This window comes from Microvirga sp. BSC39, from assembly GCF_000739015.1.
Classification (GTDB): Bacteria; Pseudomonadota; Alphaproteobacteria; order Rhizobiales; family Beijerinckiaceae; genus Microvirga.
The window spans coordinates 192,515-215,507 of record NZ_JPUG01000070.1; the positions used below are offsets into that span (position 1 = coordinate 192,515).

The 22,993-nt window shown below is 66.2% G+C and carries 23 protein-coding genes and 1 tRNA gene; 13 read left to right on the forward strand and 11 right to left on the reverse strand.

Annotated features, from left to right (window positions below):
• Position 1: 1 nt before the first annotated feature.
• From MA07_RS18575 to MA07_RS18585, 3 genes are read left to right on the forward strand one after another with little or no spacing between them, the layout of a single operon-like run.
• The gene (locus MA07_RS18575; RefSeq protein ID WP_244445284.1) at positions 2–865 is read left to right on the forward strand and encodes an ABC transporter substrate-binding protein; all 864 of its coding nucleotides are present in this window, start codon (positions 2–4) and stop codon (positions 863–865) included.
• Entirely contained in the window at positions 862–1,944 is a 1,083-nt protein-coding gene (locus MA07_RS18580; RefSeq protein WP_036354440.1) for an iron ABC transporter permease, read from the forward strand. Before MA07_RS18575 ends, MA07_RS18580 begins: the two co-directional genes overlap by 4 nt.
• Positions 1,941–2,729, forward strand: a complete 789-nt coding sequence (locus MA07_RS18585; RefSeq protein WP_036354443.1) for a heme ABC transporter ATP-binding protein — start codon at positions 1,941–1,943, stop codon at positions 2,727–2,729. Before MA07_RS18580 ends, MA07_RS18585 begins: the two co-directional genes overlap by 4 nt.
• A gap of 195 nt (positions 2,730–2,924) precedes the next feature.
• On the opposite strand, the gene MA07_RS18590 is transcribed toward MA07_RS18585, so the two are convergent.
• From MA07_RS18590 to MA07_RS18600, 3 genes are all read right to left on the reverse strand, one after another.
• A complete protein-coding gene (locus MA07_RS18590; RefSeq protein ID WP_036354446.1) occupies positions 2,925–3,635 on the reverse strand; it encodes a L,D-transpeptidase in 711 nt (236 codons plus the stop codon).
• A 300-nt stretch (positions 3,636–3,935) separates the two neighbouring features.
• Positions 3,936–4,421 carry a hypothetical protein gene (locus MA07_RS18595; RefSeq protein WP_036354449.1) on the reverse strand — a complete coding sequence of 162 codons (486 nt, stop codon included), beginning with the start codon at positions 4,419–4,421 and terminating at the stop codon, positions 3,936–3,938.
• Between the two features lie 73 nt (positions 4,422–4,494).
• Positions 4,495–4,579 (reverse strand) — tRNA-Leu (locus tag MA07_RS18600).
• A gap of 180 nt (positions 4,580–4,759) precedes the next feature.
• Between MA07_RS18600 and MA07_RS18605 the strand changes: the two genes are divergently transcribed.
• A complete protein-coding gene (locus MA07_RS18605; protein ID WP_036354453.1) occupies positions 4,760–5,863 on the forward strand; it encodes a complex I NDUFA9 subunit family protein in 1,104 nt (367 codons plus the stop codon).
• Between the two features lie 13 nt (positions 5,864–5,876).
• On the opposite strand, the gene MA07_RS18610 is transcribed toward MA07_RS18605, so the two are convergent.
• On the reverse strand, positions 5,877–6,605 hold the full coding sequence (locus tag MA07_RS18610) for a sulfate transporter family protein (RefSeq protein ID WP_036354456.1): 729 nt from the start codon (positions 6,603–6,605) through the stop codon (positions 5,877–5,879).
• 57 nt (positions 6,606–6,662) lie between these two features.
• On the opposite strand from MA07_RS18610, the gene MA07_RS18615 reads away from it, so the two are divergent.
• A complete protein-coding gene (locus MA07_RS18615; RefSeq protein ID WP_036354459.1) occupies positions 6,663–7,964 on the forward strand; it encodes an NAD(P)/FAD-dependent oxidoreductase in 1,302 nt (433 codons plus the stop codon).
• 5 nt (positions 7,965–7,969) lie between these two features.
• Here MA07_RS18615 and MA07_RS29730 read toward each other — a convergent pair whose 3' ends face one another.
• From MA07_RS29730 to MA07_RS18635, 4 genes are all read right to left on the reverse strand, one after another.
• Positions 7,970–8,248 carry a hypothetical protein gene (locus MA07_RS29730; RefSeq protein WP_036354462.1) on the reverse strand — a complete coding sequence of 93 codons (279 nt, stop codon included), beginning with the start codon at positions 8,246–8,248 and terminating at the stop codon, positions 7,970–7,972.
• A gap of 21 nt (positions 8,249–8,269) precedes the next feature.
• Positions 8,270–8,989: a Crp/Fnr family transcriptional regulator gene (locus tag MA07_RS18625; RefSeq protein WP_036354465.1), complete on the reverse strand. Its 720-nt coding sequence runs from the start codon at positions 8,987–8,989 to the stop codon at positions 8,270–8,272.
• Between the two features lie 184 nt (positions 8,990–9,173).
• The gene (locus MA07_RS18630) at positions 9,174–9,551 is read right to left on the reverse strand and encodes a response regulator (protein WP_036354467.1); all 378 of its coding nucleotides are present in this window, start codon (positions 9,549–9,551) and stop codon (positions 9,174–9,176) included.
• Between the two features lie 156 nt (positions 9,552–9,707).
• Positions 9,708–10,700, reverse strand: a complete 993-nt coding sequence (locus MA07_RS18635; RefSeq protein ID WP_036354470.1) for a D-glycerate dehydrogenase — start codon at positions 10,698–10,700, stop codon at positions 9,708–9,710.
• Between the two features lie 165 nt (positions 10,701–10,865).
• Between MA07_RS18635 and MA07_RS18640 the strand changes: the two genes are divergently transcribed.
• Positions 10,866–11,399 carry an SH3 domain-containing protein gene (locus MA07_RS18640; protein ID WP_036354687.1) on the forward strand — a complete coding sequence of 178 codons (534 nt, stop codon included), beginning with the start codon at positions 10,866–10,868 and terminating at the stop codon, positions 11,397–11,399.
• Positions 11,400–11,471: 72 nt separating this feature from the next.
• Positions 11,472–11,618 carry a DUF3096 domain-containing protein gene (locus MA07_RS29065; RefSeq protein ID WP_081929037.1) on the forward strand — a complete coding sequence of 49 codons (147 nt, stop codon included), beginning with the start codon at positions 11,472–11,474 and terminating at the stop codon, positions 11,616–11,618.
• A gap of 162 nt (positions 11,619–11,780) precedes the next feature.
• Here the strand turns inward: MA07_RS29065 and MA07_RS18645 are convergent, their stop codons facing one another.
• Positions 11,781–12,656 carry an EamA family transporter gene (locus MA07_RS18645; protein WP_036354473.1) on the reverse strand — a complete coding sequence of 292 codons (876 nt, stop codon included), beginning with the start codon at positions 12,654–12,656 and terminating at the stop codon, positions 11,781–11,783.
• Between the two features lie 169 nt (positions 12,657–12,825).
• The gene (gene irrA / locus MA07_RS18650; protein WP_036354476.1) at positions 12,826–13,293 is read right to left on the reverse strand and encodes an iron response transcriptional regulator IrrA; all 468 of its coding nucleotides are present in this window, start codon (positions 13,291–13,293) and stop codon (positions 12,826–12,828) included.
• A gap of 248 nt (positions 13,294–13,541) precedes the next feature.
• On the opposite strand from irrA, the gene fabA reads away from it, so the two are divergent.
• The 4 genes from fabA to MA07_RS18670 all read left to right on the forward strand — a co-directional run bounded on the left by fabA (position 13,542) and on the right by MA07_RS18670 (position 19,411).
• A complete protein-coding gene (fabA, locus tag MA07_RS18655) occupies positions 13,542–14,063 on the forward strand; it encodes a 3-hydroxyacyl-[acyl-carrier-protein] dehydratase FabA (protein WP_036354479.1) in 522 nt (173 codons plus the stop codon).
• A gap of 286 nt (positions 14,064–14,349) precedes the next feature.
• Positions 14,350–15,573 carry a beta-ketoacyl-ACP synthase I gene (gene fabB / locus MA07_RS18660; protein ID WP_036354483.1) on the forward strand — a complete coding sequence of 408 codons (1,224 nt, stop codon included), beginning with the start codon at positions 14,350–14,352 and terminating at the stop codon, positions 15,571–15,573.
• 158 nt (positions 15,574–15,731) lie between these two features.
• Positions 15,732–16,562, forward strand: coding sequence for an enoyl-ACP reductase FabI (gene fabI / locus MA07_RS18665; protein WP_036354689.1), 831 nt, complete (start codon positions 15,732–15,734; stop codon positions 16,560–16,562).
• A 212-nt stretch (positions 16,563–16,774) separates the two neighbouring features.
• Positions 16,775–19,411, forward strand: coding sequence for a GGDEF domain-containing phosphodiesterase (locus MA07_RS18670; protein WP_052003310.1), 2,637 nt, complete (start codon positions 16,775–16,777; stop codon positions 19,409–19,411).
• Positions 19,412–19,427: 16 nt separating this feature from the next.
• On the opposite strand, the gene MA07_RS18675 is transcribed toward MA07_RS18670, so the two are convergent.
• The gene (locus tag MA07_RS18675) at positions 19,428–20,327 is read right to left on the reverse strand and encodes a methyltransferase domain-containing protein (protein WP_036354692.1); all 900 of its coding nucleotides are present in this window, start codon (positions 20,325–20,327) and stop codon (positions 19,428–19,430) included.
• 191 nt (positions 20,328–20,518) lie between these two features.
• Here MA07_RS18675 and MA07_RS18680 point away from each other — a divergent pair, with 191 nt between their 5' ends.
• On the forward strand, positions 20,519–21,145 hold the full coding sequence (locus tag MA07_RS18680; RefSeq protein WP_036354487.1) for a thioredoxin domain-containing protein: 627 nt from the start codon (positions 20,519–20,521) through the stop codon (positions 21,143–21,145).
• 185 nt (positions 21,146–21,330) lie between these two features.
• Complete coding sequence (gene murJ / locus MA07_RS18685; protein WP_052003311.1) at positions 21,331–22,887, forward strand: murein biosynthesis integral membrane protein MurJ; 1,557 nt, start codon at positions 21,331–21,333, stop codon at positions 22,885–22,887.
• Positions 22,888–22,993 lie beyond the last annotated feature (106 nt).

Below are 22,993 nucleotides of genomic sequence, written 5' to 3' on the forward strand. Positions count from 1 at the left end.
GATGCTGTCACGCCGCATGCTGCTTCTTGCATCGCCGCTCCTGTTCTGCGCAGCCCCGCTGCGCGCCCAAACCCCGCGCCGGATCGTCAGCGTCGGCGGCGCGGTGACGGAGATCCTCTACCGCCTCGGCTATTCCGGCGACATCGTCGGCGTGGATTCCACGAGCCTGTACCCCGCCGACGCGCTCAGGACGAAAGCCAATGTGGGCTATGTCCGCGCCCTTGGCGCGGAAGGCGTGCTCTCGCTCAACCCGAGCCTCGTGGTCGCCTCGGAGGGATCCGGCCCACCGGATGCCCTGAAGCTGATCGAGCAGGCCGGCGTTCGCATCATCCGCGTGACCGACGAGCCGAGCCCCGCCGGCATCGTGAAGCGTGTCGAGGCGATTGCGCAGGCTCTTGGTGCCCCCAAGCAGGGCTCAGCGCTCGTGAAAGAAATCGAGGCAGGCTTTGCCGGGCTTGCCGAGGCGAGAGCCGGGGTCAAGCGCGCGACCCGCACGCTCTTGGTCCTGTCGCTCCAGAACGGACGGCCGCTCGTCGGCGGGCAAGGAACCACGGCCGATGCCATGCTCGCGCTGGCCGGAGCCACCAACGCGGCATCGTCTCTCACCGGCTGGAAGCCCCTGTCGGACGAAGGCCTGATCGCGGCGGCGCCCGAGGCCATCGTCATGATGAACCACGGGCCCGGCGGCGCGGCCTCCGATCCCTTCGCCTATCCGGCCTTTGCGGCGACGCCCGCCGCCGAGGGCCGGCGCCTCGTGGTGATGGATTCGCTCTATCTCCTCGGCTTCGGCCCGCGCACCCCCGATGCGGCGCGCGACCTGATGGCCGCGCTCCATCCCGATCAGGTCGCCCAGGCGAAGCCATGACAACAATTGCGCTTCGACAGGGTCGCGTCCGGACAGGTTTTCGCGAATCCAGGGCTTTGCTGCTGACCGCTCTTGCGGTGCTGGTGCTGCTGGTGAGCCTCGCGGCGCTCGGCCTCGGGGCCACGGGCGTTCCGCTGTCGCGGACGCTGTCCATCGTCGCGGATGCCATCATGGGCCGCACGGCAGCGATGAGTGGCGACGGGCTCATCATCCTGCAGGTGCGCCTGCCGCGTCTGCTGCTCGGTCTCCTCATCGGCGCGGCGCTCGCCTCGTCCGGCGCCCTGATGCAGGGCCTCTTCCGCAACCCGCTCGCCGATCCTGGCCTCATCGGCGTCTCGGCAGGAGCGGCCCTGGCGGCCGCCACGACGATCGTCCTCGGGGATGCGCTGCTGGCGCGGCTGATCGGGCCACTGCCGTTCACGGCCCTGCCCATCGGCGCCTTCACCGGCGGGTTGCTGACGACCCTTGCGCTCTATGTCGTCGCGACGCGCAGCGGCCGCACCTCGATCGCCACCATGCTGCTCGCCGGCGTCGCTTTCGGTGCGCTGTCCGGCGCGGTCATGGGCCTGTTCTCGTATGTGAGCGACGACCGGCAGCTGCGCGATCTTTCCTTCTGGTCCCTCGGTTCCTTGAGCGGCGCGACCTGGGCGAAGACCATGACGGTCGTACCCTTCATCCTGCCCACTCTTCTCGCCATGCCCTTTCTGGCGCGCGGCCTGAACGCCCTCGCGCTCGGCGAGGCGGAGGCCTTCCATCTCGGCGTGCCGGTGCAGCGGGTCAAAGCACTGGCGATCCTGCTCGTGGCGGTCGCCGTCGGCGCTTCGGTGGCCGCCGCCGGCATGATCGGTTTCGTCGGAATCGTCGTGCCGCATATGCTGCGCCTGATGGCGGGCGCCGACCACCGGATGCTGCTCCCCGCCTCGGCGCTGCTCGGCGCCGCCCTGCTTGTGGCCGCCGACACGGTGGCGCGCACCGTCGCGGCACCGGCGGAGCTGCCGATCGGCATCCTCACCGCGGCCATCGGCGCGCCGTTCTTCCTCTGGCTCCTGCTGCGCCGCCCGGGAGGCATGGCCCTATGAGCGCGCTCCTGGAAGCTACGGATCTCGCCTATCACAGCGGAGGCAGAGCACTGGTCGACGGCATCGATCTCTCGTTCGCCGGCGGCTCCTTCACGGTCATTGTCGGCCCCAACGGCGCCGGCAAGTCGACACTGCTGCGGCTCCTGTGCGGCGAGCTTGCGCCTGCACGTGGCAACGTGCGCTGGAACGGGGAGAAGCTGCACGCGATCCCGGCCTGGCGTCTGGCCCATCGCAGGGCCGCGATGCCCCAGGCCTCTGATCTCAACTTCCCCTTCACGGTCTTCGAGGTGGCAAGCCTCGGCACGCAAGGAATCGGCCGCGGCCTGTCCGGCAGCGACCGGCAGCGTCTGGCTTTTGAGGCCTTGGAACAGGCGGATGTCGCCCATCTGGCGCCGCGCAACTATCAGACCCTCTCGGGCGGAGAGCGGCAGCGGGTTCATTTCGCCCGGGTGCTGGCGCAGCTCGCGGCCGGCCGAACGCTGGAAGCGCAGCAGGCCCTGTTCCTCGACGAGCCCATCGCGAGTCTCGACCTGAAGCACCAGCTTGCTCTGCTTGAGTCCGCGAAAAATCTCGCACGCAGGGGGCTCGCCGTCATCGCCGTCCTGCACGACCTGCAGCTGGCCGCCGGCGTGGCCGACGACCTCGTTCTCCTGCACCAGGCCCGTCTTGTGACCCGCGGATCACCCGATACGGTCCTCACCCCCGCTACCCTCGCAGAGGTTTTCGGCGTGGCCCTGCATGGGAATGCGCTTCCGACAAGTCCCTGGATGCGCGTCCAGGCCTAGAGCATCCTGCTGCCTGGGGTGGGGCCGGCAGCATACAGGCTGCAGGCGTCGCCAACCTGGAGGGTTGGTGACCATCAAGGTCGCGTCATCGACCTTCCGGGGATTGCCGCCCGCACAAACGCCCAGGCTCGAAGAACAGGCCTGCCGTTGGCGCTGCCCGCGTGGGCAGCGCCCGCACCGGGGCTGGCGGCGGTGTTATGCCGGCAGGACGATCACCTTCGTCTTGACCGGCGTTTGGTCGTACAGGTGCATCATGTCCTGCGTGAGCAGGCCGACGCAGCCGCTGGTGATGCCGTTGCCGATCGATTCCGCGTCGAGGCTGGCATAGATCGTGTAGAGCGTGTAGGCGCCGTTCTGATAGAGATGGAGCGTGCGCGCGCCGAGCGGGTTGTCGAGGCCGCCCGGCATGCCGCGGGCCCATTTGGCCGCCTCGGGCTGGCGCTTGATCATCGCCGCGGGCGGGGTCCAGGTCGCCCACTCGCTCTTGCGCCCCACATAGGCGTCCCCGCTCCACCGGAACCCGTCGCGGCCCACATTGGCCCCGTAGCGGGTGGCGTTTCCGTCACCTTCAATGCGGTAGACGTAGTAATTGCCGGGATCGACGATGATCGTCCCGGGCGCCTCCTTGGTCTCGTAGCGGACGGTCCGGCGGAAATATTTCGGATCGACCTTGCTCACATCGATCGCCGGGATCGGGAACTTCTCGTCTGGCACCGGGCCGTAGACCTTCGACGCCTCGGCAAGGCTCATGCCGTCGGATGTCACGCAGCCGGCCAGTCCCAGCGCGCCGATTCCGGCGGCCGAGCCGGCCAGAAACGACCGGCGGCTGAGAAGCCCCGCCCTCGACCGAACCAAAGCGGCCTCGTCCGTCTCGCCGGCATCGGCATTCCTACCGTTCATGATCATGATTGGGCCGCTTCCCTTGCTTCTGTCGCCCGACGAGACAATGCTCCGGCAACCACCCGCTGAATGTATTGTTGAGCCGGAGATTGCCGTCACACGGCTCGATTGGCAAGCCCGGGCCTTCCCTACGCGGGCTTGCCATGCACCAGGGTCGGCAGCGTCCATACGGTCTTGCAGTCCGAGGTCGTCGAAGCTGATTGCCTTTCGGGAGGCATGAGGCGACGCCGGAGGAACGATGAGCGGCGCATCTGGTGCAGGAGCAACGGCGTCTTTCCGGAAGTCGCCCTTGAGAATCTGAGCGCCTCAGGCAGGTCTCCAGGGCGGCTGCACCGCTGGCTTTTGCCAGTCGCTCCTGGCTCTCCCCATCCGGGAGCAGGCCTCGGCTTGAGCAAAGGCCCTGGCTTCTTCCCCGCACAGATGCCGATGGGGGCAACCCTCATGGCACGTCGGATCGTCCGTCAGGCCCATATCGAGCCGCTTGGTGAAATCCAACGCCGGGACTTTCCAGAGAATTCCTCCGACTCCCGCGTTCCAGGAGGTGCGCTGGCTCGGGCTATCCCGGCAGGCTGCAAGCACGGCATCGTGAACCGCCTGGGCAAGCTTAGGCGCCTCCGGCTCGGTCAGAGCTTTGAGGTGCTCCTGCTTCGACTTCTCAGGGTCTTTGGTCTTGAGACTGAGCTTGATGTCCCGCTTGCCGACGACAGGTCGCGAGGCGTCCCAGGCGCCTCTGCGAAGCCAATCAATTCCGATCTTGGGATGCTTCCAGGGAAGTGACATCGAAAGGGCCATGTGTGCCACTCGCGCAGCCACTCAGCCTCGGTCTATCTGGATTTGCTTGCGGATCAATCCTTTAGAGGATTGTTGGTGCCCAGGAGAGGACTCGAACCTCCACGGTGTTACCCGCTGCTACCTGAAAGCAGTGCGTCTACCAATTCCGCCACCTGGGCCTGCCTGTTCGGCGAGGCTTCGTTTACGGTGCTTCGGACGGCGCGTCAATCACCGAAAATGCGACCGATGCGCTTTCTTCGGCCTGCACCTCTTCACAGGGCAACGGCGTTTGACTAGAGACATTCAAAATTCCACACCCAAGCTCTGGACCCACAGTCTTGTCCGGGCAGGAGAGTTTCATGATCGGTGCCCTTCGCACGCCTGAGCAGCAAATCGTCACCGTCTTCGGCGGGTCGGGCTTCCTGGGCCGCTATGTGGTGAGCCTTCTCGCCCAGCGCGGCTACCGGGTGCTCGTGCCGACCCGGCAGCCGAACATGGCGAATTTCCTTCCCTTGGGGAAGGTGGGGCAGATCCACCCGATCCATGCCAACCTGCGCAACGAGGATTCAGTGACTCATGCAGTGGCCCGGGCCGATCACGTGATCAACTTGGTGGGCATCCTGCAGGAGACGGGCCGCCAGCGCTTCGACACGCTGCAAGCCCAGGCGCCGGCGATGATCGCGCGGCTGGCCAAGAAGGCAGTCTCCATCACCCATGTGTCGGCCATCGGGGCAGATGCGAACTCGGAGTCGGCCTATGCCCGCTCCAAGGCCGAGGGCGAGGCAGCCCTGCTCCAGGTGCGGCCGGATGCGGTGATCCTGCGCCCCTCCCTGCTGTTCGGGCCGGGCGACGGCTCCTTCAGCCGTTTCGCGACGCTGGCCCGTATGCTGCCGGTGCTGCCCCTGCCCGGCGCCGACACCCGCTTCCAGCCGATTTATGCGGGCGATGTGGCGGCGGCCATCGTGGCGGCGGTGGACGGCCGGGTGCCGACCGGCCGCACATATGAGCTCGGCGGCCCCGAGATCCGCACCTTGCGCCAGATGATGGAGCTCGTCTTCGAAGTCACCGAGCGCAAGCGCACCATCGTGCCCGTGCCGGCCAGTGCCGCCAGGGCCATGGGAAGCGTCATGGGCACGCTCGACTGGCTGACCCTCGGCCTCCTGCCGAACGAGCTCGTCACCACCCGCGATCAGGCGATCCTGCTCGAGCGCGACAACGTGGTCTCGGAGGGCGCCGCAACCGAGGGCCGCACGCTTCAGGGTTTGGGCATCACGCCGACCACCATCGAGGCCATCGTGCCGAGCTATCTGGTGCGCTTCCGCAAGACCGGCCAGTTCGACCTCAAGCGCAACGCGACACAAACGATGCCGGACCTGCTCGCCCCCCGCTCGGGAGGACCTGAATCCGACTTCCACCCGGAGCGGGCGTCCGGTCCGGCCATCGGCCAGCAGGCGAGCCGCTGAGAGGCTTAGCCTTTTAATGGTTCCCAAGGGAGGCTTGCCCCTCCCGGCGGTCCGAGATCGCCGCCCGGCCGCGGGTGAGCCTCTTGTGCAGGTGAACCATCATCACGGCGCCGAAAACCGGCGTGATGAGGTTCAGCACCGGCACGAGAACGAGACCAGCCACCACGGCGCCGGCGGCCAGCACCGTCCCCCGGTGCTCCGTACGCAGGCGCGCCACGTCCTCGGCCGGCCAGAAGCGCCCCGCCGCCAGCTCGAAATACTCGCGCCCGAGCAGGTAGGCGTTGGCCACGAAGAACGCCCCGATATTGATGCCGGGGATGAAGAACAGCAGCAGGGCGACGAGGTTCACCAGCAGCGACAGGCCGGCAAAGCGGATGCCGTAAAGGAGGGCCTTGCCGAAGGGCAGCGCCCGGCCCGGCGGATCGGCCGGGTAATCCTTGTGCTCGACCACCTCGGCGACGTCGTCAAGAAAGTAGCCCGCCACGATGGCCGAGATCGCAGGCAACAGGTAGATCAGCGCCACGAAGAGCCCGAAGCCCGCGAGAAAGAACGCGAAGCTGTCGATGATCGGGTAGGTGGCGCTGAGATCGTGATTGGTGAGGAAGATGTCGAACAGCTTCGTCAGGCCGAGCCAGACGAGGACGAGCAGCGCCAGGGTCAATCCGATCGATTTCCAGAGAATGCGCCGCAGCGGGGGCGAGAAGACCTCGCGGGCTGCCGCGAAAACCGATTGGATGAGCATCTGTCCTTCGTCCCCTGAAACTTTAAGGCCACGCTTGATGCGCTGCGGAGCTTACTTATGAACGAAGCCGCCGCAAAGCGAGAGGTGGGGGAACCTGTGCCGTTGAAAACCGAAACGTCGATCACCCCTGCAGGGGATCCAGATGTGATCGTCATCGGCGCAGGCAGCGCCGGCATCGCGGCCACGCGGCATCTCATCGCCCGTGGGCTCACGGTCACGATCCTGGAGGCTCGGGACCGCATCGGCGGGCGCGCGCTCACGCGGAGCTTCAAGGGCCACCCGGTCGATCTCGGCGCTCACTGGCTCCATGCAGGTCCCATCAACCCTCTGGTGAAGCTGGGCTTCGAGCGGCGCGAGCCCCTGCGCCGGGCTCCCGTCGATGGGCATTTCTTCGTGCGCGGCCAACCGGGAAGCCGGGCCGACAGCGCGGCGCTGGACCGTGCCTTCGCCATGGCCGACAGGGCCATGAACGAAGGAGCGAAAGCCCGTGAGGACCAGCCGGCCGCAAAGGTCCTGCCCCCCATGGGGCCGCAGGGGCGGCGGGTGGCGGCCATCCATGGGCTGGTCTCAGGGAGGCCGCTCGACCAGGTCAGCCTGCACGATTTCCCGAGCATGGAATATGCCGACAACCTCTTCATCGCGGGCGGGCTCGGCGCCTATGTGAGCCGGCTGGCGCGAGGCCTGCCGATCCGTCTCGGGGCCGCGGTGCGGTCCATCGACTGGTCGGCTCAAGGCGTGCGGGTCGAGAGCACTGCCGGAACGCTGCGCGGGAAAGCCGTGATCGTGACCGCCCCCATGGCGGTGCTGCAGCAGGACACGATCCGGTTTACCCCTGCCTTGCCGAATGCCGTCCAGGAGGCGGTCCATGGCTTCACGCAGGGCGTTTACGAGCATGTGGTGCTGCACTGGCCGAATTCGCTGTTCCGCGGAGCGGATCGCCTGGCCAGCCTCACCGGCACACGCCGGGAGCCGCCGGGGCTTCTCACCTGCATCGACGGCACGCCGTTCCATTTCTTCGAGCTCGACCAGCCCAGTGCCGCAGGCTTCGACCGGCGGGATGCTCATGCGCCGTTCCGGTTTGCCCGCGCGGTGCTGGCCGAGCATTTCGGCCACCGGGCCATCCGCAATCTCTCGGCCCTGCACAGCACCGCGTGGCGCAACGATCCCTGGTCTCGCGCCTCCTGGGCGGTGGTGCCGCCGGGGTCCTACCCGATCCGCGACACCCTGAAGGCGCCGGTCGGCGAGCGGATCTGGTTTGCCGGCGAGGCGCTGTCGCGGGCCCAATGGGGCACGGCGGGGGGAGCCTGGGAGGAAGGCGAGCGAGCCGCCGAGGAGATCGTCAGGCAGCTGGCCCGCTGATCCGGTCAGCTCGGGTCGAGGCCCGCTTCCAGCCTCGTGCGGATCCATGCCAGGGCTTGGTCCAGATCCGTGAAGACCGGAGGGGTGACGCTCATTAGGGGACCGCAGGGGCCGAAGCCGGCCTCCAGAAACCAACCTTCGATCTGCTCCCGCTCGCCAAGGGTTTCCTCTGCCGTCACGCGGGAGAGAACAGCCACGAGATGCCCGGCGGCGAGAACGAGGTGTCCCTCATGGCCGCCGCCATCGGTCATCACGGATATGGGCTGCAGGGTGATTTCGGGCATCGTGCGTTCGGAGGCGTCGGACTACCGGTGCTCGTTCTGGAGGCTGAGATAGGTGGAGGTGAACTCGCCTACTTTCTTCAGCCGCTCCCAGTCGAGGATGGTCAGAGAGTCTCCTTGGAACCGGATCAGCCCCTCTTTGCGCAGTTCTTGCAGCACCCGGTTCACGTGGACGGTCGAGAGCCCCAAGGTGTCGCCGAGTTCGGCCTGCGTGATGGGGAGTTGAACCGTATCGCCCTCGGCGCGGCCGACCACCTTGAGACGCAGATAAAGCTCGCAGATCAGGTGCGCCATGTGGGCCGTTGCCGAGAGACGCCCCATGGCGGTCAGCCACTCCCGGTGAATGGCACCGTCGATGAGCGTGTTGAGCCACAGCATCCGGGTGAGATGGGGAAACTCGTCGGTGATTTTTTCCAGCGTCGCATGCGGAACGGCGGCGATGCGGCAGGTGGTCAGCGCCAGGACGCCGTGATCCATCGTTTTCAGAAGAAAACTATGCAGATCGAGGAAATCGCCCGGAACGTGGAGTGCGGAGATCTGCCGCCGCCCATTCGACACGAGCTTGTAGCGGGCGGCGAAACCATCCAGGAGCAGGGAGCTCTCGTTCGGACGATCCCCCTCGCGCACGATGTCCTCATCGGCCTCGACGACCCTGACGCGGGAAATCGCATTTTCCAGCGCTCTCTTCTCGGCGTCGGAGAGCTGGTCGCGCTGTTCGAGCTTTAAGATCAGGGGGTTGGTCATACAGGTCATTGCTGGGGTAGGAACGGCCCTGTTCTGGCCAAACTCCGTTCTTAGCCGCACTCACATATGTTTATGCTCGAGTTTGATTTTGGTTTCACAATGTCGCGGCCCACACCTTCACGTCCTCGTGGGATCGTGAGGTCGATCATGCGGATTGCTCATGAAGTCGGCGTGACTATCGAGGCTAATCCAGCAAGGCTTGGATCACCTTCGCGGGAGCCTGCTCGCCATAAGGCTTGGCGATGAAGACCGCCTCCTCCGGCAGGTGGCTGCTCTCCGGCCGCCAATGACCTGACGTGATGACCACCGAGATGTGCGGCCACTCGCGACGCACGAGGGATGCGAGTTCGAGGCCGTTCATGGAGCCCGGCATCTGCACGTCGGTGAAAACGACACGGATGTCGGTGCGACTCGCGAGGACCTCCTGGGCGGCCTGGGCATTGGCAGTCTCGATCACCTCGAACCCGGCATCCATGAGAGCGTCGGCGGTTGCGATGCGAACGAAAAGCTCGTCCTCGACGAGAAGCACCACAGGTCGCGGGGGGATCGAATGGCCGTTCATCAGAACTGATTTGCTCGCGACAGAGGTGTGGGTCGGAGTGACGTGGGTCGGCTCACGCGATTCGTCTCGATTAACATATGTTAGAGCAACGTTAGAGCAAGGGCGTTCGTCCGAAAATCAGCGGATCCGGAGATTTCCACTCGTCCTGGAGCAGAGTCAGAGCATGCTCGGCAGCACGCGGTCCGGCGGCTTGTGGCCGTCCACGAAGGCCCGGATGTTGACGATCACCTTCTCGCCCATGGCGACGCGCCCCTCGTGCGTCGCCGAGCCCATATGGGGCAGGAGCACCACCTTGCCCTGCTTGGCGAGCCGCACGAGGCGCGGATTGACGGCGGGCTCCTCCTCGAACACGTCGAGGCCCGCGCCCGCGATGGCGCCAGCCTCGATGAGCTTGGTCAGCGCCCCTTCGTCGATAATCTCGCCGCGGGCCGTGTTCACCAGGATCGCGTCCGTCTTCATGAGCTTGAGACGCCGCGCCGAGAGCAGGTGGTAGGTGGCCGGCGTATGCGGGCAATTCACGGACACGATGTCCATGCGGGCCAGCATCTGGTCGAGGGATTCCCAATAGGTCGCTTCGAGCTCCGCCTCGATTTTCGGCGGCACGTGGCGGCGGTTGTGGTAGTGGATCGACAGGCCGAAGGCCTTGGCGCGGCGGGCCAGCGCCTGGCCGATGCGGCCCATGCCGACGATGCCGAGGCGTTTGCCCGTGATGCGCCGCCCGAGCATCCAGGTGGGCGACCAGCCGGCCCAATCCCCGTCAGGGATCACACGGGCGCCCTCCGGGATACGGCGGGCCACCGCCAAGATCAGCGCCATGGTCATGTCCGCCGTGTCTTCGGTGAGCACGCCGGGGGTGTTGGTGACGGTGATACCCTTGGCGACCGCGGCCGACACGTCGATATTGTCGACGCCGTTGCCGAAATTGGCGATGAGCTTCAGGCTGGAGCCGGCCTGATCGATGATCGCGGCATCGATCTCGTCGGTGATGGTGGGAACCAGCACGTCGGCCGTCTTGACGGCCTCCGCGAGTTCTTCGGCTGAGAGCGGCCTGTCCTCGAGGTTGAGGCGCGTGTCGAACAGCTCGCGCAGACGCGTCTCGATCACGTCGGGCAGGCGGCGGGTGACCACGACCAAGGGTCTTTTCTTCATCGGTTCACAAACCCTCAGCACTGAAAAAGCCGCGAAGTCTAAAGAGTTTCACGCTCTCTTAACCCTGGTTCGGCGATCAAAGGGGACGACCCGCCCCGTGGCGGCATCCGTCAAGCTTCTCTACCAGAGCCGGGCATTCAAGACAAAGTCATGATCGGAGAAACCATGCGCAAGATCGTCCTTGCCCTTGCTGTCGCGAGCCTGAGCACCGGCGCGGCTCTTGCGCAGCAGCCTCCGGGCGGACGCCTGGGCACAGGCCTGCCCGTGCCCCGCTATGTCAGCCTCAAGACCGACCGGGTGAACCTGCGCGAAGGCCCCTCCAAGGATCACCGGACCGCCTGGGTGTTCCAGCGCGCGGGGCTGCCCGTGGAGATCATCGCCGAATACGAGACCTGGCGGCGCATCCGCGATTCGGAGGGCACCGAGGGCTGGGTTCTCCATTCGCTGCTGTCGGGACGCCGCACCGCCCTCGCCATGCCCTGGGCCAAGGGCAACCAGCCCCCGATCAGTCTGTTCGACCGCGCGGACGAAAAGAGCGGCGTGGTGGCCCATCTCCAGCCGGGGGTGATCACGAATATCAAGGGTTGCGACGGCCGGTGGTGCCGGGTGACGATAGCCATGGACGGCGCTCGCGACGTGGACGGCTACATCCAGCAGGAGAAGCTGTGGGGCGTCTATCCCAACGAGACGGTCGAGTAGGCCTTTACCGATTTCTCAAGAATTGCAGGGCTAGAAGGCAACACCGTAACTTGTCCGCGAAAGCCTTCTCCCATGAGTCTAAACCTGAGCTTCAAGCTGCTCCCGATCCTAGCCATTGTGCTGGGTATCGCCTCCCTGGTCGCGCCCCGTTTTCTTAACGTCTTCGTGGCGATCTTCCTGATCGTCTACGGCCTCGTGGGCTTCGGCTTCATTCGCTGAACAGTTAAGACCCGCTCTTCACTGTCATTCCCGCGCAGGCGGGAATCCATAACCGCTGACGGTACAGGCTAGAACGCACCGGCTTCCGAGGCGCCTTGCGCGCAAGCTGTCGTGTTTATGGATCCCGGGCTCCGCTGTGCGGCCCCGGGATGACAGTGCCGTTCAAACAGCCCCGCGCCTCATGAGGCGCGGGCCGAATACGTTGAAGGCGAGCCCCAGCACGATAATCGCGCCGCCGACGGCCTCGATCGGGTGCATGGCCTCGCCGAGGATCAGGGTCGACCCCAGGATCCCGGCAACCGGCACGAAGAGCGCGAAAGGCGTGATCGTGGCGGCCGGGTGGCGGGAGAGCAGATAAGCCCAGATCCCGAAGGCGAAGATCGTGGTCGGGTAGGCGAGATACGCCACCGCCGCGAGCGTCCCGCCGTCCATGCGGGTCAGCGCGGCGATCACCGCGGCAGGGCCGTCGAGCCAGAGCGACAGGCTGAGCAGCGGCAGCGGCGCGACCAGGCTCGACCAGACGATATAGCCCAGCATGTCGACCCGCCCGGCCCGCTTGGACACGATGTTGGCCACGCCCCAGCAGGCGGCGGCGATCACCGTCATGAGGAAGGGTCCGGCGCCCCCGCCGGTCATCCGGGGCCAGGCAATGAGCACGAGGCCGAAACCGGCAACAAGGCCGCCGACGATCTGATGCGGCCCGGGCCGCTCGTTCATCAGGACAGCGGCAAAGAGGATCGTGAAGAAGACCTGCGCCTGCATGACCACGGAGGCGAGGCTCGCCGGCATGCCGAGCGCGATGGCGGCAAAGAGCAGGCCGAACTGAGCGACGCCGAGAAAGAAGCCGTAGGCCACCACATTCGTCCAGCTGGTCTTCGGACGCGGGACGAAGAAGACTGCCGGGATGGCGGCGAAGAGGAAGCGGAGGGCCGCCAGCAGCAGGGGCGGCGTGGTGGCGACACCGAGCTTGATCACGACGAAGCTCAGGCCCCAGATGACCGTAACGAGAAGGGCGGCGAGGCTGTGACTGAGCGGCATCTGAGGCACCGGACCCAAAAGTGGAAGGTACTTCCGGGATTGATCCGATACTCAATCCCTTAAGCGGCGCATCGTCGAGCGCGAAAAACCGGGGCCACTTTTCACTGACGTGGCCCTCTGGGTCCGCACGATGCGCTAAAAACCGGAATGCCGCTTCAGAGGGTGGTGACTATGCCTTGCGGCGCAGGCGGACGATCACCTCCACGCCGGCCACTTCCATGCCCTCGGGCGGCTGGGGCAGGTCGGCGACGCTCAGGCCCGAGGTGGGCATGTCCACAAGCTCGCCCTCTTCCTCCAGGAAGAAGTGGTGGTGCTCGGTGGGGTTCGTGTCGAAATAGGACTTGGCGCCGTCCACTGCGAGCTGGCGCAGGAGGCCGGCTTCTGTGAACTGGTGCAGGGTGTTGTAGACCGTGGCGAGCGACACCGGCACGCGGGCCCGGGTCGCCTCGTCGAAGAGCATCTCGGCCGTGATGTGCCGGTCGCCCTTGCCGAACAGAAGCCACCCCAGGGACACGCGCTGGCGGGTCGGGCGCAGGCCCACGCGCCGCAGCTTGTCCCGCAATTCGGACACGGGGCAGCCCCTCCGATGCGCCGGAGCGGTGGTGGATGCGATGTAGGCGGACAAAGGATCGGTCATGTCACGGAACTGAATGGACGAATGCGCGCTTCTAACATCACGATAATAGGAAAGCGAGAGGGTTGCCGCAAGGCAAACCCAGGGGCGGCTTTTGGAACGACAGGGTTCTCAAGGATCCTAGGGAGCGAAGAATCCCGGCTCAGGTCCCTTTGATGGACGGCCAAGCCTGTGCTACCAGAGCCGCACCATGGCCCCGAGGCTTTCTTGAGGCCCCTTTTGAGACCCTAGGGAAAGGATCGGCATCCGGCATGGCCCGCCAGTCCAGCTTTAATTATGAAGAGCTCCTCGCCTGCGGGCGCGGAGAGTTGTTCGGCCCCGGCAACGCGCAATTGCCGCTCCCGCCCATGCTGATGTTCGACCGCATCACCTCCATCGGCGAGGATGGCGGCGCCTACGGCAAGGGCCATGTGGTGGCGGAGCTCGACGTGAGGCCGGACCTCTGGTTCTTCCCCTGCCACTTCAAGGGCGATCCGGTGATGCCGGGCTGCCTCGGCCTCGATGCCCTGTGGCAGATGACCGGCTTCTTCCTCGGCTGGGGCGGTTCGCCTGGCCGCGGCCGGGCGCTCGGCGTCGGCGAGGTGAAGTTCTCCGATCAGGTGCTCCCCACCGTCAAGAAGGTGGTCTACGGCGTCGATCTCAAGCGCGTGTTCCGCTCCAAGCTGGTGCTCGGCATCGCGGACGGCTGGCTCGAGGCCGATGGTCGCCGCATCTACGAGGCCAAGGACATGCGCGTCGGGCTGTTCCAGGCCGAAGCCCCGGTCGGCGGCTAGCGCATCCCGAGAAGAAGCATCGAATCGATCCCAAACGGGCAAATCCCATTTTGGGTCCGATGCTCCGGAATTCATCGCGGCGTCGGCTCCCAGGCCGGCGCCGTGCTCACATCCTGTTGACAAAGCCTGCTTTTTTCGAAAAACCGGCCTCGCTGCTCGGCGGCAGGAGCCTTGGTTTTCGCATCGTGCCGTCAACCAATCGCAGGCTCACGGTTGAGATTGAGCAGGGTCGGCCTTACGTCTCCGGGACAGGCCGGCAGTGAAGGTCCTTAGAAGAGGTTAGGCTATGAGGCGCGTCGTCGTCACCGGAATGGGCATCGTGTCGTCCATCGGCAACAACACGCAGGAGGTGCTGGCCTCTCTGCGCGAAGCGAAATCCGGCATCAGCAAGGCTGAAGATTTCGCGAAATACGGCTTCCGCTGCCAGGTGCAGGGCGCCCCGAGCCTGAACCCGGAGGAGATCGTCGACCGTCGCGCCATGCGCTTCCATGCCAAAGGCACGGCCTGGAACCATGTGGCCATGGATCAGGCGATCCGCGACGCAGGCCTGGAGGAGAACGAGATTTCCAACGAGCGCACCGGCATCATCATGGGCTCGGGCGGTCCCTCGACGCGCATCATTCTGGAAGCCGGCGACATCACCCGCGAAAAGGGCCCGAAGCGCATCGGCCCGTTCGCCGTGCCTAAGGCCATGTCGTCCACGGCTTCGGCGACGCTCGCCACCTGGTTCAAGATCAAGGGCGTGAACTATTCCATCTCGTCGGCCTGCGCGACCTCGAACCATTGCGTCGGCAACGCCTACGAGATGATCCAGTACGGCAAGCAGGACGTGATGTTCGCCGGCGGCTGCGAGGATCTGGACTGGTCCATGTCCAACCTCTTCGACGCCATGGGCGCCATGTCCACCAAGTACAACGACACCCCTGCCCGCGCCTCGCGCGCCTATGACGTCAACCGCGACGGCTTCGTCATCGCCGGCGGCGCAGGCGTGCTGGTGCTCGAAGAACTGGAGCACGCCAAGGCCCGCGGCGCCCGCATCTACGGCGAGATCGTCGGCTACGGCATGACCTCGGACGGCTACGACATGGTGGCCCCGTCTGGCGAGGGCGCGATCCGCTGCATGCGCATGGCCTTGCAAAACGTGCACAACCCGGTCGACTACATCAACCCGCACGCCACCTCGACCCCTGTGGGCGACCAGAAGGAGATCGAGGCGATCCGCACGGTCTTCGGCTCGGGCGACAAGTGCCCGCCGATCTCCGCGACGAAATCGCTCACCGGCCACTCGCTCGGTGCGACCGGCGTGCAGGAGGCGATCTATTCCCTGCTGATGATGAACAACGGCTTCATCTGCGAGAGCGCGCATATCGACGAGATCGACCCGGAATTCGCCGACATGAACATCGTTCGCAAGCGGGTCGACGATGCCCGCATCGACACGGTCCTCTCGAACTCCTTCGGCTTCGGCGGCACCAATGCCACACTCGTCTTCAGCCGCCACAACGGGTAAGACTCTGTCATAAACCTGAGACGGCTCCATGCGAATTCCCACTCATTCCAAGGGGACCTCGCATGGACGCTCTCACCGCCACCACATTTCCGGCTCGCGATGCACACTTTCATAACAATTGGCGTCGCACCCTGGAGCCGATGCAGAGGGGAACCCACGTGACCGGTCTGATGCAAGGAAAGCGCGGCCTCATCATGGGCGTCGCGAACGATCACTCCATTGCCTGGGGCATCGCCAAGGCCCTGTCGCAGCACGGGGCGGAACTCGCCTTCACCTATCAGGGCGAGGCGCTGGGCAAGCGCGTGGCCCCGCTGGCGCAGTCGCTCGGCTCCAGCCTGGTCGTCCCCTGCGACGTGGAGGATCTCGCCTCCGTGGACGCGGTGTTCGACACCCTCGACAAGGCCTGGGACGGCCTCGACTTCGTGGTTCACGCCATCGGATTCTCCGACAAGTCGCAGCTCAAGGGCCCTTATGTGGACGTCACCACCCGGGAGAACTTCTCCCGCACCATGGTGATCTCCTGCTTCTCCTTTACCGAGATCGCCCAGCGCGCCGCCAAGCGGATGCGCAAGGGCGGTTCGCTCCTCACGCTCACCTATGGCGGCTCCACCCGGGTCATGCCGAACTACAACGTGATGGGCGTGGCCAAGGCAGCGCTCGAGGCCAGTGTGCGCTACATCGCCAACGATCTCGGCCCCCAGGGCATCCGCTGCAACGCCATCTCGGCCGGTCCCGTGCGGACGCTCGCAGGTGCCGGCATCGCCGATGCGCGCCTGATGTTCACCTATCAGAAGGCCCACTCGCCCCTGCGCCAGAACATCACCATCGAGGATGTGGGCGGCTCGGCCCTCTACCTGCTCTCCGACCTCTCCGGCGGCGTGACGGGCGAGATCCACTACGTGGACTCGGGCTACAACATCATCTCCATGCCGCGCCCCGAGGTGCTCAAGGCCCAGGATGCCGCCGGCGTGACGGGCGAGGAAGGCTAAAACCCGGAACCAGGCCTAATGCCGCGCTTCAAGGCCGGTCAGCTCGCGCTGGCCGGCCTTTTCACATTTCACTTCAGTCGCCACCGATGAGGCTGAAATGGCTGCGCCGGTTTACCTTGCGACCAATTGGATTTCGAGGCGCAATGGACAGAACCTCCGATCTCGGCCAAGATTTTAGTCTTCTCGCGGCAGTCATTTTTTAAGCCCATTACATGCACCGAACCAAAACCACCCCGCCCTTTTCAGAGGCGAGATCTTATCGCGAGAAGATATCTCCGGCTCCAGACAACTCTTTCTCTGAGAAGGAGAACCTGTACCCCTACGTCATTGATCTGAGCCGTCAGATCCCCTGGGTTTCGGACTCGGACGGAAAGATTCTCTATGCCGGTCCCGGCTGGGTGGAGATCATCGGGATTCCCCTCAACGAGCTCTTGGGAAGCGGGTGGGTGCAGATCGTGCATCCGGATGATGTGGCGCAGCTGCAGCAGGCGCGCCGCGACTCCTGGGCCTCGGGGTCCTATGAATGCGAATACCGGATGAGGATCGCCGACGGGAGTTACCGGTGGGTTCGCTCCAGTGCCGGCGCCCGCCGCGACGCCACCGGCGCGGTGAGCCTCTGGTACGGCACCACCCAGGACATTCACGACCGCAAAATTGCCGAATTGACCCACCAGGGCCACACGCGGGTTCTGGAAATGATCGCCGCAGGGCAGCCGCTCGACGAGGTGCTGACCGCGCTCTGCCACCTTGCGGAGGATCAGATTGCAGGAGCCCGCTGCTCCATCCTTCTTCTTGATGCTTCGCGCCAGGTGCTCCGTCATGGAGCGGCCCCCAGCCTGCCGGCGAATTACAACGCCGCGGTCGACAACCTGCCCATCGGGCCGGATGTGGGGTCATGCGGCACCGCCGCCCATCGTCGCAGCACCGTGATCGTGTCCGACATCGCAGGCGATCCGCTCTGGGCCCGGTGGCGAGACCTGGCTCTCCAGAACGGCCTGCAGGCCTGCTGGTCGAAGCCCATCCTCTCGCAATCCGCCGACGTCCTCGGCACCTTCGGCTTCTATTATGCGGAGCCGCGCTCCCCAACGCCGCAGGAGATGGCGAGCATCGATGCCCTGCCGCATCTGGCAGCGCTCGCCATCGAGCGCCAGCGGAGCGAGGCGGCCCTGCGCGAGAGCGAGGACCACTACCGTTATTCCGTCGAGTTGAATCCTCAGATTCCCTGGACGGCGGACGCGGACGGAACGGTGCTGAGCACCTCCTCCCGCTGGAACCAGCTGATGGGGACCCATCCCGACGAGGCGACGGGAACCGGCTGGGCCAAGGCCGTGCATCCCGACGACCTGCCCCTCGTTCGGCAGCGATGGGGCGAGGCCGTCCGTACGCGTGGAGCCCTCGACGTGGAATGCCGCGGGCGCCTCGGCGATGGGAGCTACCGCTGGTTCCGGAGCCGGGCGATCCCGCGCTTTGCTCAGGACGGCACGGTGATCCGCTGGTATGGGACGGTGGAGGATATCCACGACCGCAAGGTCGCCGAGGAACAGCTGCACCGGGCCGCCTATCACGACGATCTCACCGGCCTCGCCAATCGGCGGTTTTTCCGCGAACGCCTCAAGTACGCCCTGGACGGGGCTGCGGACGAGCCGCGCGCCGTCGGCCTGCTGGTCATGGATCTCGACCACCTCAAGCAGATCAACGACCGGTTCGGTCACGATGCAGGCGATGATCTTCTGAAGGAATTCGCCCAGCGTCTGCTGCAGGTGGTGAAACCGGCCGCCGTGGTGGCCCGCCTGGGCGGCGACGAATTCGCCGTGATCCTGCCCGACATCGGCGACGAGGAGGAGGTCGCCGCAGCCGCGCAGGCGATCCTGTCGCGGATGCAGGAGCCGCTCAAGCGCAACGGCAAGGCGCTGGACTGCCGCACCAGCATCGGCGGGGCCGCCGCGTTCGGCGCCGGAACCAGCCCCGAAGACCTGCAGAAGCAGGCGGATCTCGCCCTCTATCACAGCAAGAGTTCCGGCCGCGGCGCCTTCAAGATGTTCGTCCCTGCCCTGCGTCAGGAGGCGCAGAGAACGGCCTCGGCCCTCGAGGTGGCGGCGAAAGCCGTGGCATCCGACTGGATCATGCCGTTCTATCAGCCCAAGGTGGTGCTGGCCTCCGGCGCATTGGGAGGCTTCGAGGCGCTCCTGCGCTGGCAGCACCCGCGCGGCGGCATCCAATCGCCGGAGAAAATCGCCCCGGCCTTCGCCGATACCGAACTGGGCACCGCCATCGGCGAGCGCATGCGCTCCTGCGTATTGTCCGACATGCGCCGCTGGCTCGATGCCGGTCTCACCCTCGGGCGCATCGCCATCAACGCGTCGGCCGCCGAGTTCCGCCGTGACGACTATGCCGAGCGCGTGCTTGAGGAGTTGAGGCAGGCGGGCGTGCCGGCGCAGTGCCTCGAAGTGGAGGTGACCGAGAGCGTATTCCTCGGGTCCAGCACCCAGCTGGTGGAACGGGCCCTGCAGACCTTGAGTGCCGAGGGCGTCACCATCGCGCTCGACGATTTCGGCACCGGCTATGCCTCCCTGTCCCACCTCAAGCGCTTTCCGGTGAACGCGCTCAAGATCGACCGCAGCTTCGTGCAGGGCCTGGAATCGGACGCGGGCGACGCGGCCATCGTGAAGGCCGTGCTGAGCCTCGGGCACAATCTCGGGATCGAGGTCGTGGCCGAGGGTGTCGAGACGGCCTTCCAGTCCTCTCTCCTGCAGCGCATGAGCTGCGACATGGTCCAGGGCTATCATTTCGGGCGTCCGATGCCGGCTGGCGACGTGCCGTCGTTCATCGCGTCATGGCAGGGGATGTAGCCCCGCCCCATGGGGCTTAGTCCGGCACCTCGTCATAGGCCAGGGCCCATCCCGATCCGGTGAAGCAGCACCGTCCGGGCGTGGCGCTCTCGCGCCAGACCAGGCTGCGCACGAATTCCATCCCGCCGCCCTCGAAGGCGGCCTGCAGCGCCTGCCGCTCCTCCCCGGGCTGCGCCAGTCGCCCTTCCGCACACACGAAGGACACGTGGCCGAGCCATCGCACGGCAAGGCCGGCGCTCTTGCGCGTCACGCACAGCCCCGCGCCGTAAAGCGAATGCGTCCCGCCCTGCGGGCTCGGCTTCGGCTGGGGAACGCCGAGGGGAAAGATGAGCCGTCCGTTCAGCTTGAGGCGATCGATCCAGGCCTCGGCCGGACGCCCGACGGCAAAGTTCACGTAAATTGCATCCACATCCTCGCGCGGCCATTCGGCGCCGTCGCCCTGGACGACGGTGACGTTGGGCAGGTCCGCCAGATTGGCTCGGGCGCGCTCCGCAAGAACGGGATCGAACTCGACGGCGAGCACATGCCCCTCTGCGCCCACGAGATAGGCCAGCAGCGCCGTGTAGTAGCCTGTTCCCGCACCGATATGAGCCACGCGCTCGCCCTCGCGCAGGCGCAGGGTATGCAGGCAGCGGGCATGGAGGGACGGGCTGCCGTTGTTGACGCCCTTCTCGGACGCCAGGGCAAAGAGCACATCCTGATAGAGCACGACCGGGTCGTGCGATGCCACGGCCTCGTAGCCTCGCACCGCACGCGACATCAGCCACGGCGGCGCGCCGAGGAAACGCTCGCGCGGAACCTTGGCAAAGGCTTCCTCCAGCCTGGGATTGTCTGCAATGCCGGAGAGCGCGAGAATCTGTTTGGCGTAGGCGCGTCGGATCACGGCCAGTTCGTCCTGGCTGAAAACGGAACTCATCGGGCATTCCCCATCTGGTGCAGCAATTGTCGACGCAAGCAGCGCCAAGTGCAAAGGCTAAGTGCAACTGAGTAGCCGGAGGCTGTTATCAGGCTCGATCTTTCACGAGTGTGCGAGACGGCAAACCTTGGCCTTGCCATCGCCACGATCGAGCGTCACGAGGAGCCTCCCTTCAGTCGAGTCGCCTTTTCATGATCCTCTCGCGCCGCACCCTTCTCGCCGGTCTCGCCGCTTCCGGCGCCAGCGTTCCCGTCTTCGCGCAATCCGCCCCGGAACCGCAGCTCGTCCCCATCGAGCTGGTGGAGGATACGCTCGCCCTGCCCTCCGCCGTGCGGCTGGGTCACAAGCATGGCGACGTGATCATGATCGAATATTTCGACTACAACTGCCCTTGGTGCAAACGCTCGGCTCAGGACCTGCCGGCGCTCCTGAAGGCGGAGCCGGATCTGTCCTACGTGCTGGTGAATTTCGCCGTGCTCGGCATCCCGTCGGTGACGGCCCACAAGGCGGCGCTCGCCTTTCTCCAGCTCCACGGCGCCGAGCGCTATCTCGACCTGCACCTCGCCCTGTTCCGCCTGCGGGGTATCGTGGATGGCGAGCGGGCGCTGGCGGAAGCCGAGCGCCTCGGCGGCAACCGTGCGCGCCTGGAGGAGGCGGCCAATGCGGACCGCACGGCGCAGTGGATGAAGGACACCCTCAAGATCGGCGATTCCCTCGGTTTCGTCGCCACCCCGTCCTTCCTGGTCGCGACGCAATCCTACGCGGGCGGCATGACGCTGGCCCAGAAGCGCGAGGCGATCGCGCAGGCGAGGGGCTAGGCGCTCTCTTGTCAGCCCTCCACGTCATCACCGGCCTTGTGCCGGTGATCCCGATTGGAGAGGTGCGGCGCTTTTCCGAATCGGGATGGCCGGGACAAGCCCGGCCATGACGGGAAGGTCTCATGCAGTGCCCCCGTGAGGGAAAGTTGCACGAGATGAAGCGAACCGGTTAAGCCTCAGAGCGCATGTCGCTCATCCGCTCTTCCCTTCTGGTCGGCCTCGGCTCCGTCGCCTCGCGCATCCTCGGCTTCGCGCGCGACGTGCTGTTCGCGCAGGCCCTGGGCGCAGGCCCGGTGGCGGATGCGTTTCTCGCAGCCTTCCGCCTGCCGAACCTCGTGCGCCGCATCGTCGGCGAGGGCGGGCTCAATCCGGTGCTCGTGCCGGCTTTGAGCCGTGAGAGTCCGGACGAGGCAGCCACGGTGGCGGGCGATGCGCTGAGCGTCTTCGCCGTCGCGCTGCTGGCGCTCACCGGCTTTGTTGAGATCGGTGCGGGCCTCATCGCCTTCCTCCTTGCGCCGGGGCTGCACGATGACGGCAGGACGCTGGCGCTGGTCGCGCTCTATACCCGCCTGTCCTTTCCCATCGTAATCTGCGCCACGCTCGCCTCCCTTGCGGCTGCCGTTCTCAACTGGCGCGGGCGCTTCACCGCAACGGCGCTTGCGCCGCTGGCGGTGAATGGCGGATTGATCCTGACACTTCTCGCGCTCGAGAGCGGGTTCGATCTTCCTCTCGCCAGCAAAGCCGCATGGCTTGCCGCGGCATCGAGCCTTGCCGGCCTCGTCCAGCTCGGCATCGTGGCGGCAGCGCTCCTGCAGGGCGGCTCGCGCCCCGTCCGCTTTCGCCGCCCGCGTTGGTCGCCTCTCCTGAAGAGCCTGCTGCTGGCCGGGCTTCCCGTGCTGGCGGCCAGCGGCGCGGTGCAGATCTACTTTCTCGCCGCCACCCAGATCGCATCCTTCTGGCCCTCCGGGATCTCCTGGCTCTACTACGCCGAGCGCGTGATGCAGCTGCCGCTCGGCCTGATGGCGGGCCTGAGCGCGAGCCTGCTCCTGCCGGAGCTTGCCCGGCACCATCAGGCGGGGGAGCGGCAGGCGCTGGTGACGGCGCAGAACCGGGCGCTTGAGGTGGCGCTGCTGCTCGCCCTGCCGGCCGGCGCCGCCCTGTTCATCCTCGCCCGTCCCATCAGCACGGTTCTCTTCGAGCGCGGCGCCTTCGAGGCCACGGACGCCGAGGGCACCGCCCTGGTGCTCATGGCCCTGAGCCTCGGCCTGCCCTTCGCCACCGTGGCGAAGGTCCTGAGCCAGACCCTCTTCGCCCTGGGTTCCTTGAGGACGGCCCTCATGGCCGCCGGCATGGGCCTCGTGGTGACCGTGACCGCCTCCCTCATCCTCGCCTGGCCGCTCGGCCCGGCCGGGATCGCCCTCGGGGTCAGCCTCGGCTGCCTTGGACATGCGGGCGCGGTGATCCTGGGCCTGCGCCGATTCGGCCTCTGGGCGCCCGGCCGCCGGAGCCTGAGCCGCCTGGCGCGAACGGCGGCTGCGGCCCTCGTCATGAGCGTCGGGCTCCTGGGCGCCGGAAGCGTATTCGACGAGACGGGGCCTCTCGCATTGACGGCCTTGTGCCTCGGCGGCCTAGCCCTCTATGCGCTCGCCGCCTTCGCGACCGGCGCCATGACCCGCGACGATTGGGCCTCTCTCACGAAAAAATCGTCAGAACCCTTGCGTCCCGACGCGGGCCTGTCATAACCCGCGCCGCAGAGAAGCACGTTCCAGCAGGGCGGAAGACCCGCCTTCCGTCGGGACGATGCAATGAAAATGGGTTTGGGGCAGCGCGAGGATCCTTCGGCTCGCA

What these genes read in the sequence shown, in the direction of transcription:
- MA07_RS18575 (WP_244445284.1), top strand. Translation starts at nt 2, where the DNA reads ATGCTGTCACGCCGCATGCTGCTTCTTGCATCGCCGCTCCTGTTCTGC.
- MA07_RS18580 (WP_036354440.1), top strand. Translation starts at nt 862, where the DNA reads ATGACAACAATTGCGCTTCGACAGGGTCGCGTCCGGACAGGTTTTCGC.
- MA07_RS18585 (WP_036354443.1), top strand. Translation starts at nt 1,941, where the DNA reads ATGAGCGCGCTCCTGGAAGCTACGGATCTCGCCTATCACAGCGGAGGC.
- MA07_RS18590 (WP_036354446.1), bottom strand. Translation starts at nt 3,635, where the DNA reads ATGATCATGAACGGTAGGAATGCCGATGCCGGCGAGACGGACGAGGCC.
- MA07_RS18595 (WP_036354449.1), bottom strand. Translation starts at nt 4,421, where the DNA reads ATGGCCCTTTCGATGTCACTTCCCTGGAAGCATCCCAAGATCGGAATT.
- MA07_RS18605 (WP_036354453.1), top strand. Translation starts at nt 4,760, where the DNA reads ATGATCGGTGCCCTTCGCACGCCTGAGCAGCAAATCGTCACCGTCTTC.
- MA07_RS18610 (WP_036354456.1), bottom strand. Translation starts at nt 6,605, where the DNA reads ATGCTCATCCAATCGGTTTTCGCGGCAGCCCGCGAGGTCTTCTCGCCC.
- MA07_RS18615 (WP_036354459.1), top strand. Translation starts at nt 6,663, where the DNA reads ATGAACGAAGCCGCCGCAAAGCGAGAGGTGGGGGAACCTGTGCCGTTG.
- MA07_RS29730 (WP_036354462.1), bottom strand. Translation starts at nt 8,248, where the DNA reads ATGCCCGAAATCACCCTGCAGCCCATATCCGTGATGACCGATGGCGGC.
- MA07_RS18625 (WP_036354465.1), bottom strand. Translation starts at nt 8,989, where the DNA reads ATGACCAACCCCCTGATCTTAAAGCTCGAACAGCGCGACCAGCTCTCC.
- MA07_RS18630 (WP_036354467.1), bottom strand. Translation starts at nt 9,551, where the DNA reads ATGAACGGCCATTCGATCCCCCCGCGACCTGTGGTGCTTCTCGTCGAG.
- MA07_RS18635 (WP_036354470.1), bottom strand. Translation starts at nt 10,700, where the DNA reads ATGAAGAAAAGACCCTTGGTCGTGGTCACCCGCCGCCTGCCCGACGTG.
- MA07_RS18640 (WP_036354687.1), top strand. Translation starts at nt 10,866, where the DNA reads ATGCGCAAGATCGTCCTTGCCCTTGCTGTCGCGAGCCTGAGCACCGGC.
- MA07_RS29065 (WP_081929037.1), top strand. Translation starts at nt 11,472, where the DNA reads ATGAGTCTAAACCTGAGCTTCAAGCTGCTCCCGATCCTAGCCATTGTG.
- MA07_RS18645 (WP_036354473.1), bottom strand. Translation starts at nt 12,656, where the DNA reads ATGCCGCTCAGTCACAGCCTCGCCGCCCTTCTCGTTACGGTCATCTGG.
- irrA (WP_036354476.1), bottom strand. Translation starts at nt 13,293, where the DNA reads ATGACCGATCCTTTGTCCGCCTACATCGCATCCACCACCGCTCCGGCG.
- fabA (WP_036354479.1), top strand. Translation starts at nt 13,542, where the DNA reads ATGGCCCGCCAGTCCAGCTTTAATTATGAAGAGCTCCTCGCCTGCGGG.
- fabB (WP_036354483.1), top strand. Translation starts at nt 14,350, where the DNA reads ATGAGGCGCGTCGTCGTCACCGGAATGGGCATCGTGTCGTCCATCGGC.
- MA07_RS18670 (WP_052003310.1), top strand. Translation starts at nt 16,775, where the DNA reads ATGCACCGAACCAAAACCACCCCGCCCTTTTCAGAGGCGAGATCTTAT.
- MA07_RS18675 (WP_036354692.1), bottom strand. Translation starts at nt 20,327, where the DNA reads ATGAGTTCCGTTTTCAGCCAGGACGAACTGGCCGTGATCCGACGCGCC.
- MA07_RS18680 (WP_036354487.1), top strand. Translation starts at nt 20,519, where the DNA reads ATGATCCTCTCGCGCCGCACCCTTCTCGCCGGTCTCGCCGCTTCCGGC.
- murJ (WP_052003311.1), top strand. Translation starts at nt 21,331, where the DNA reads ATGTCGCTCATCCGCTCTTCCCTTCTGGTCGGCCTCGGCTCCGTCGCC.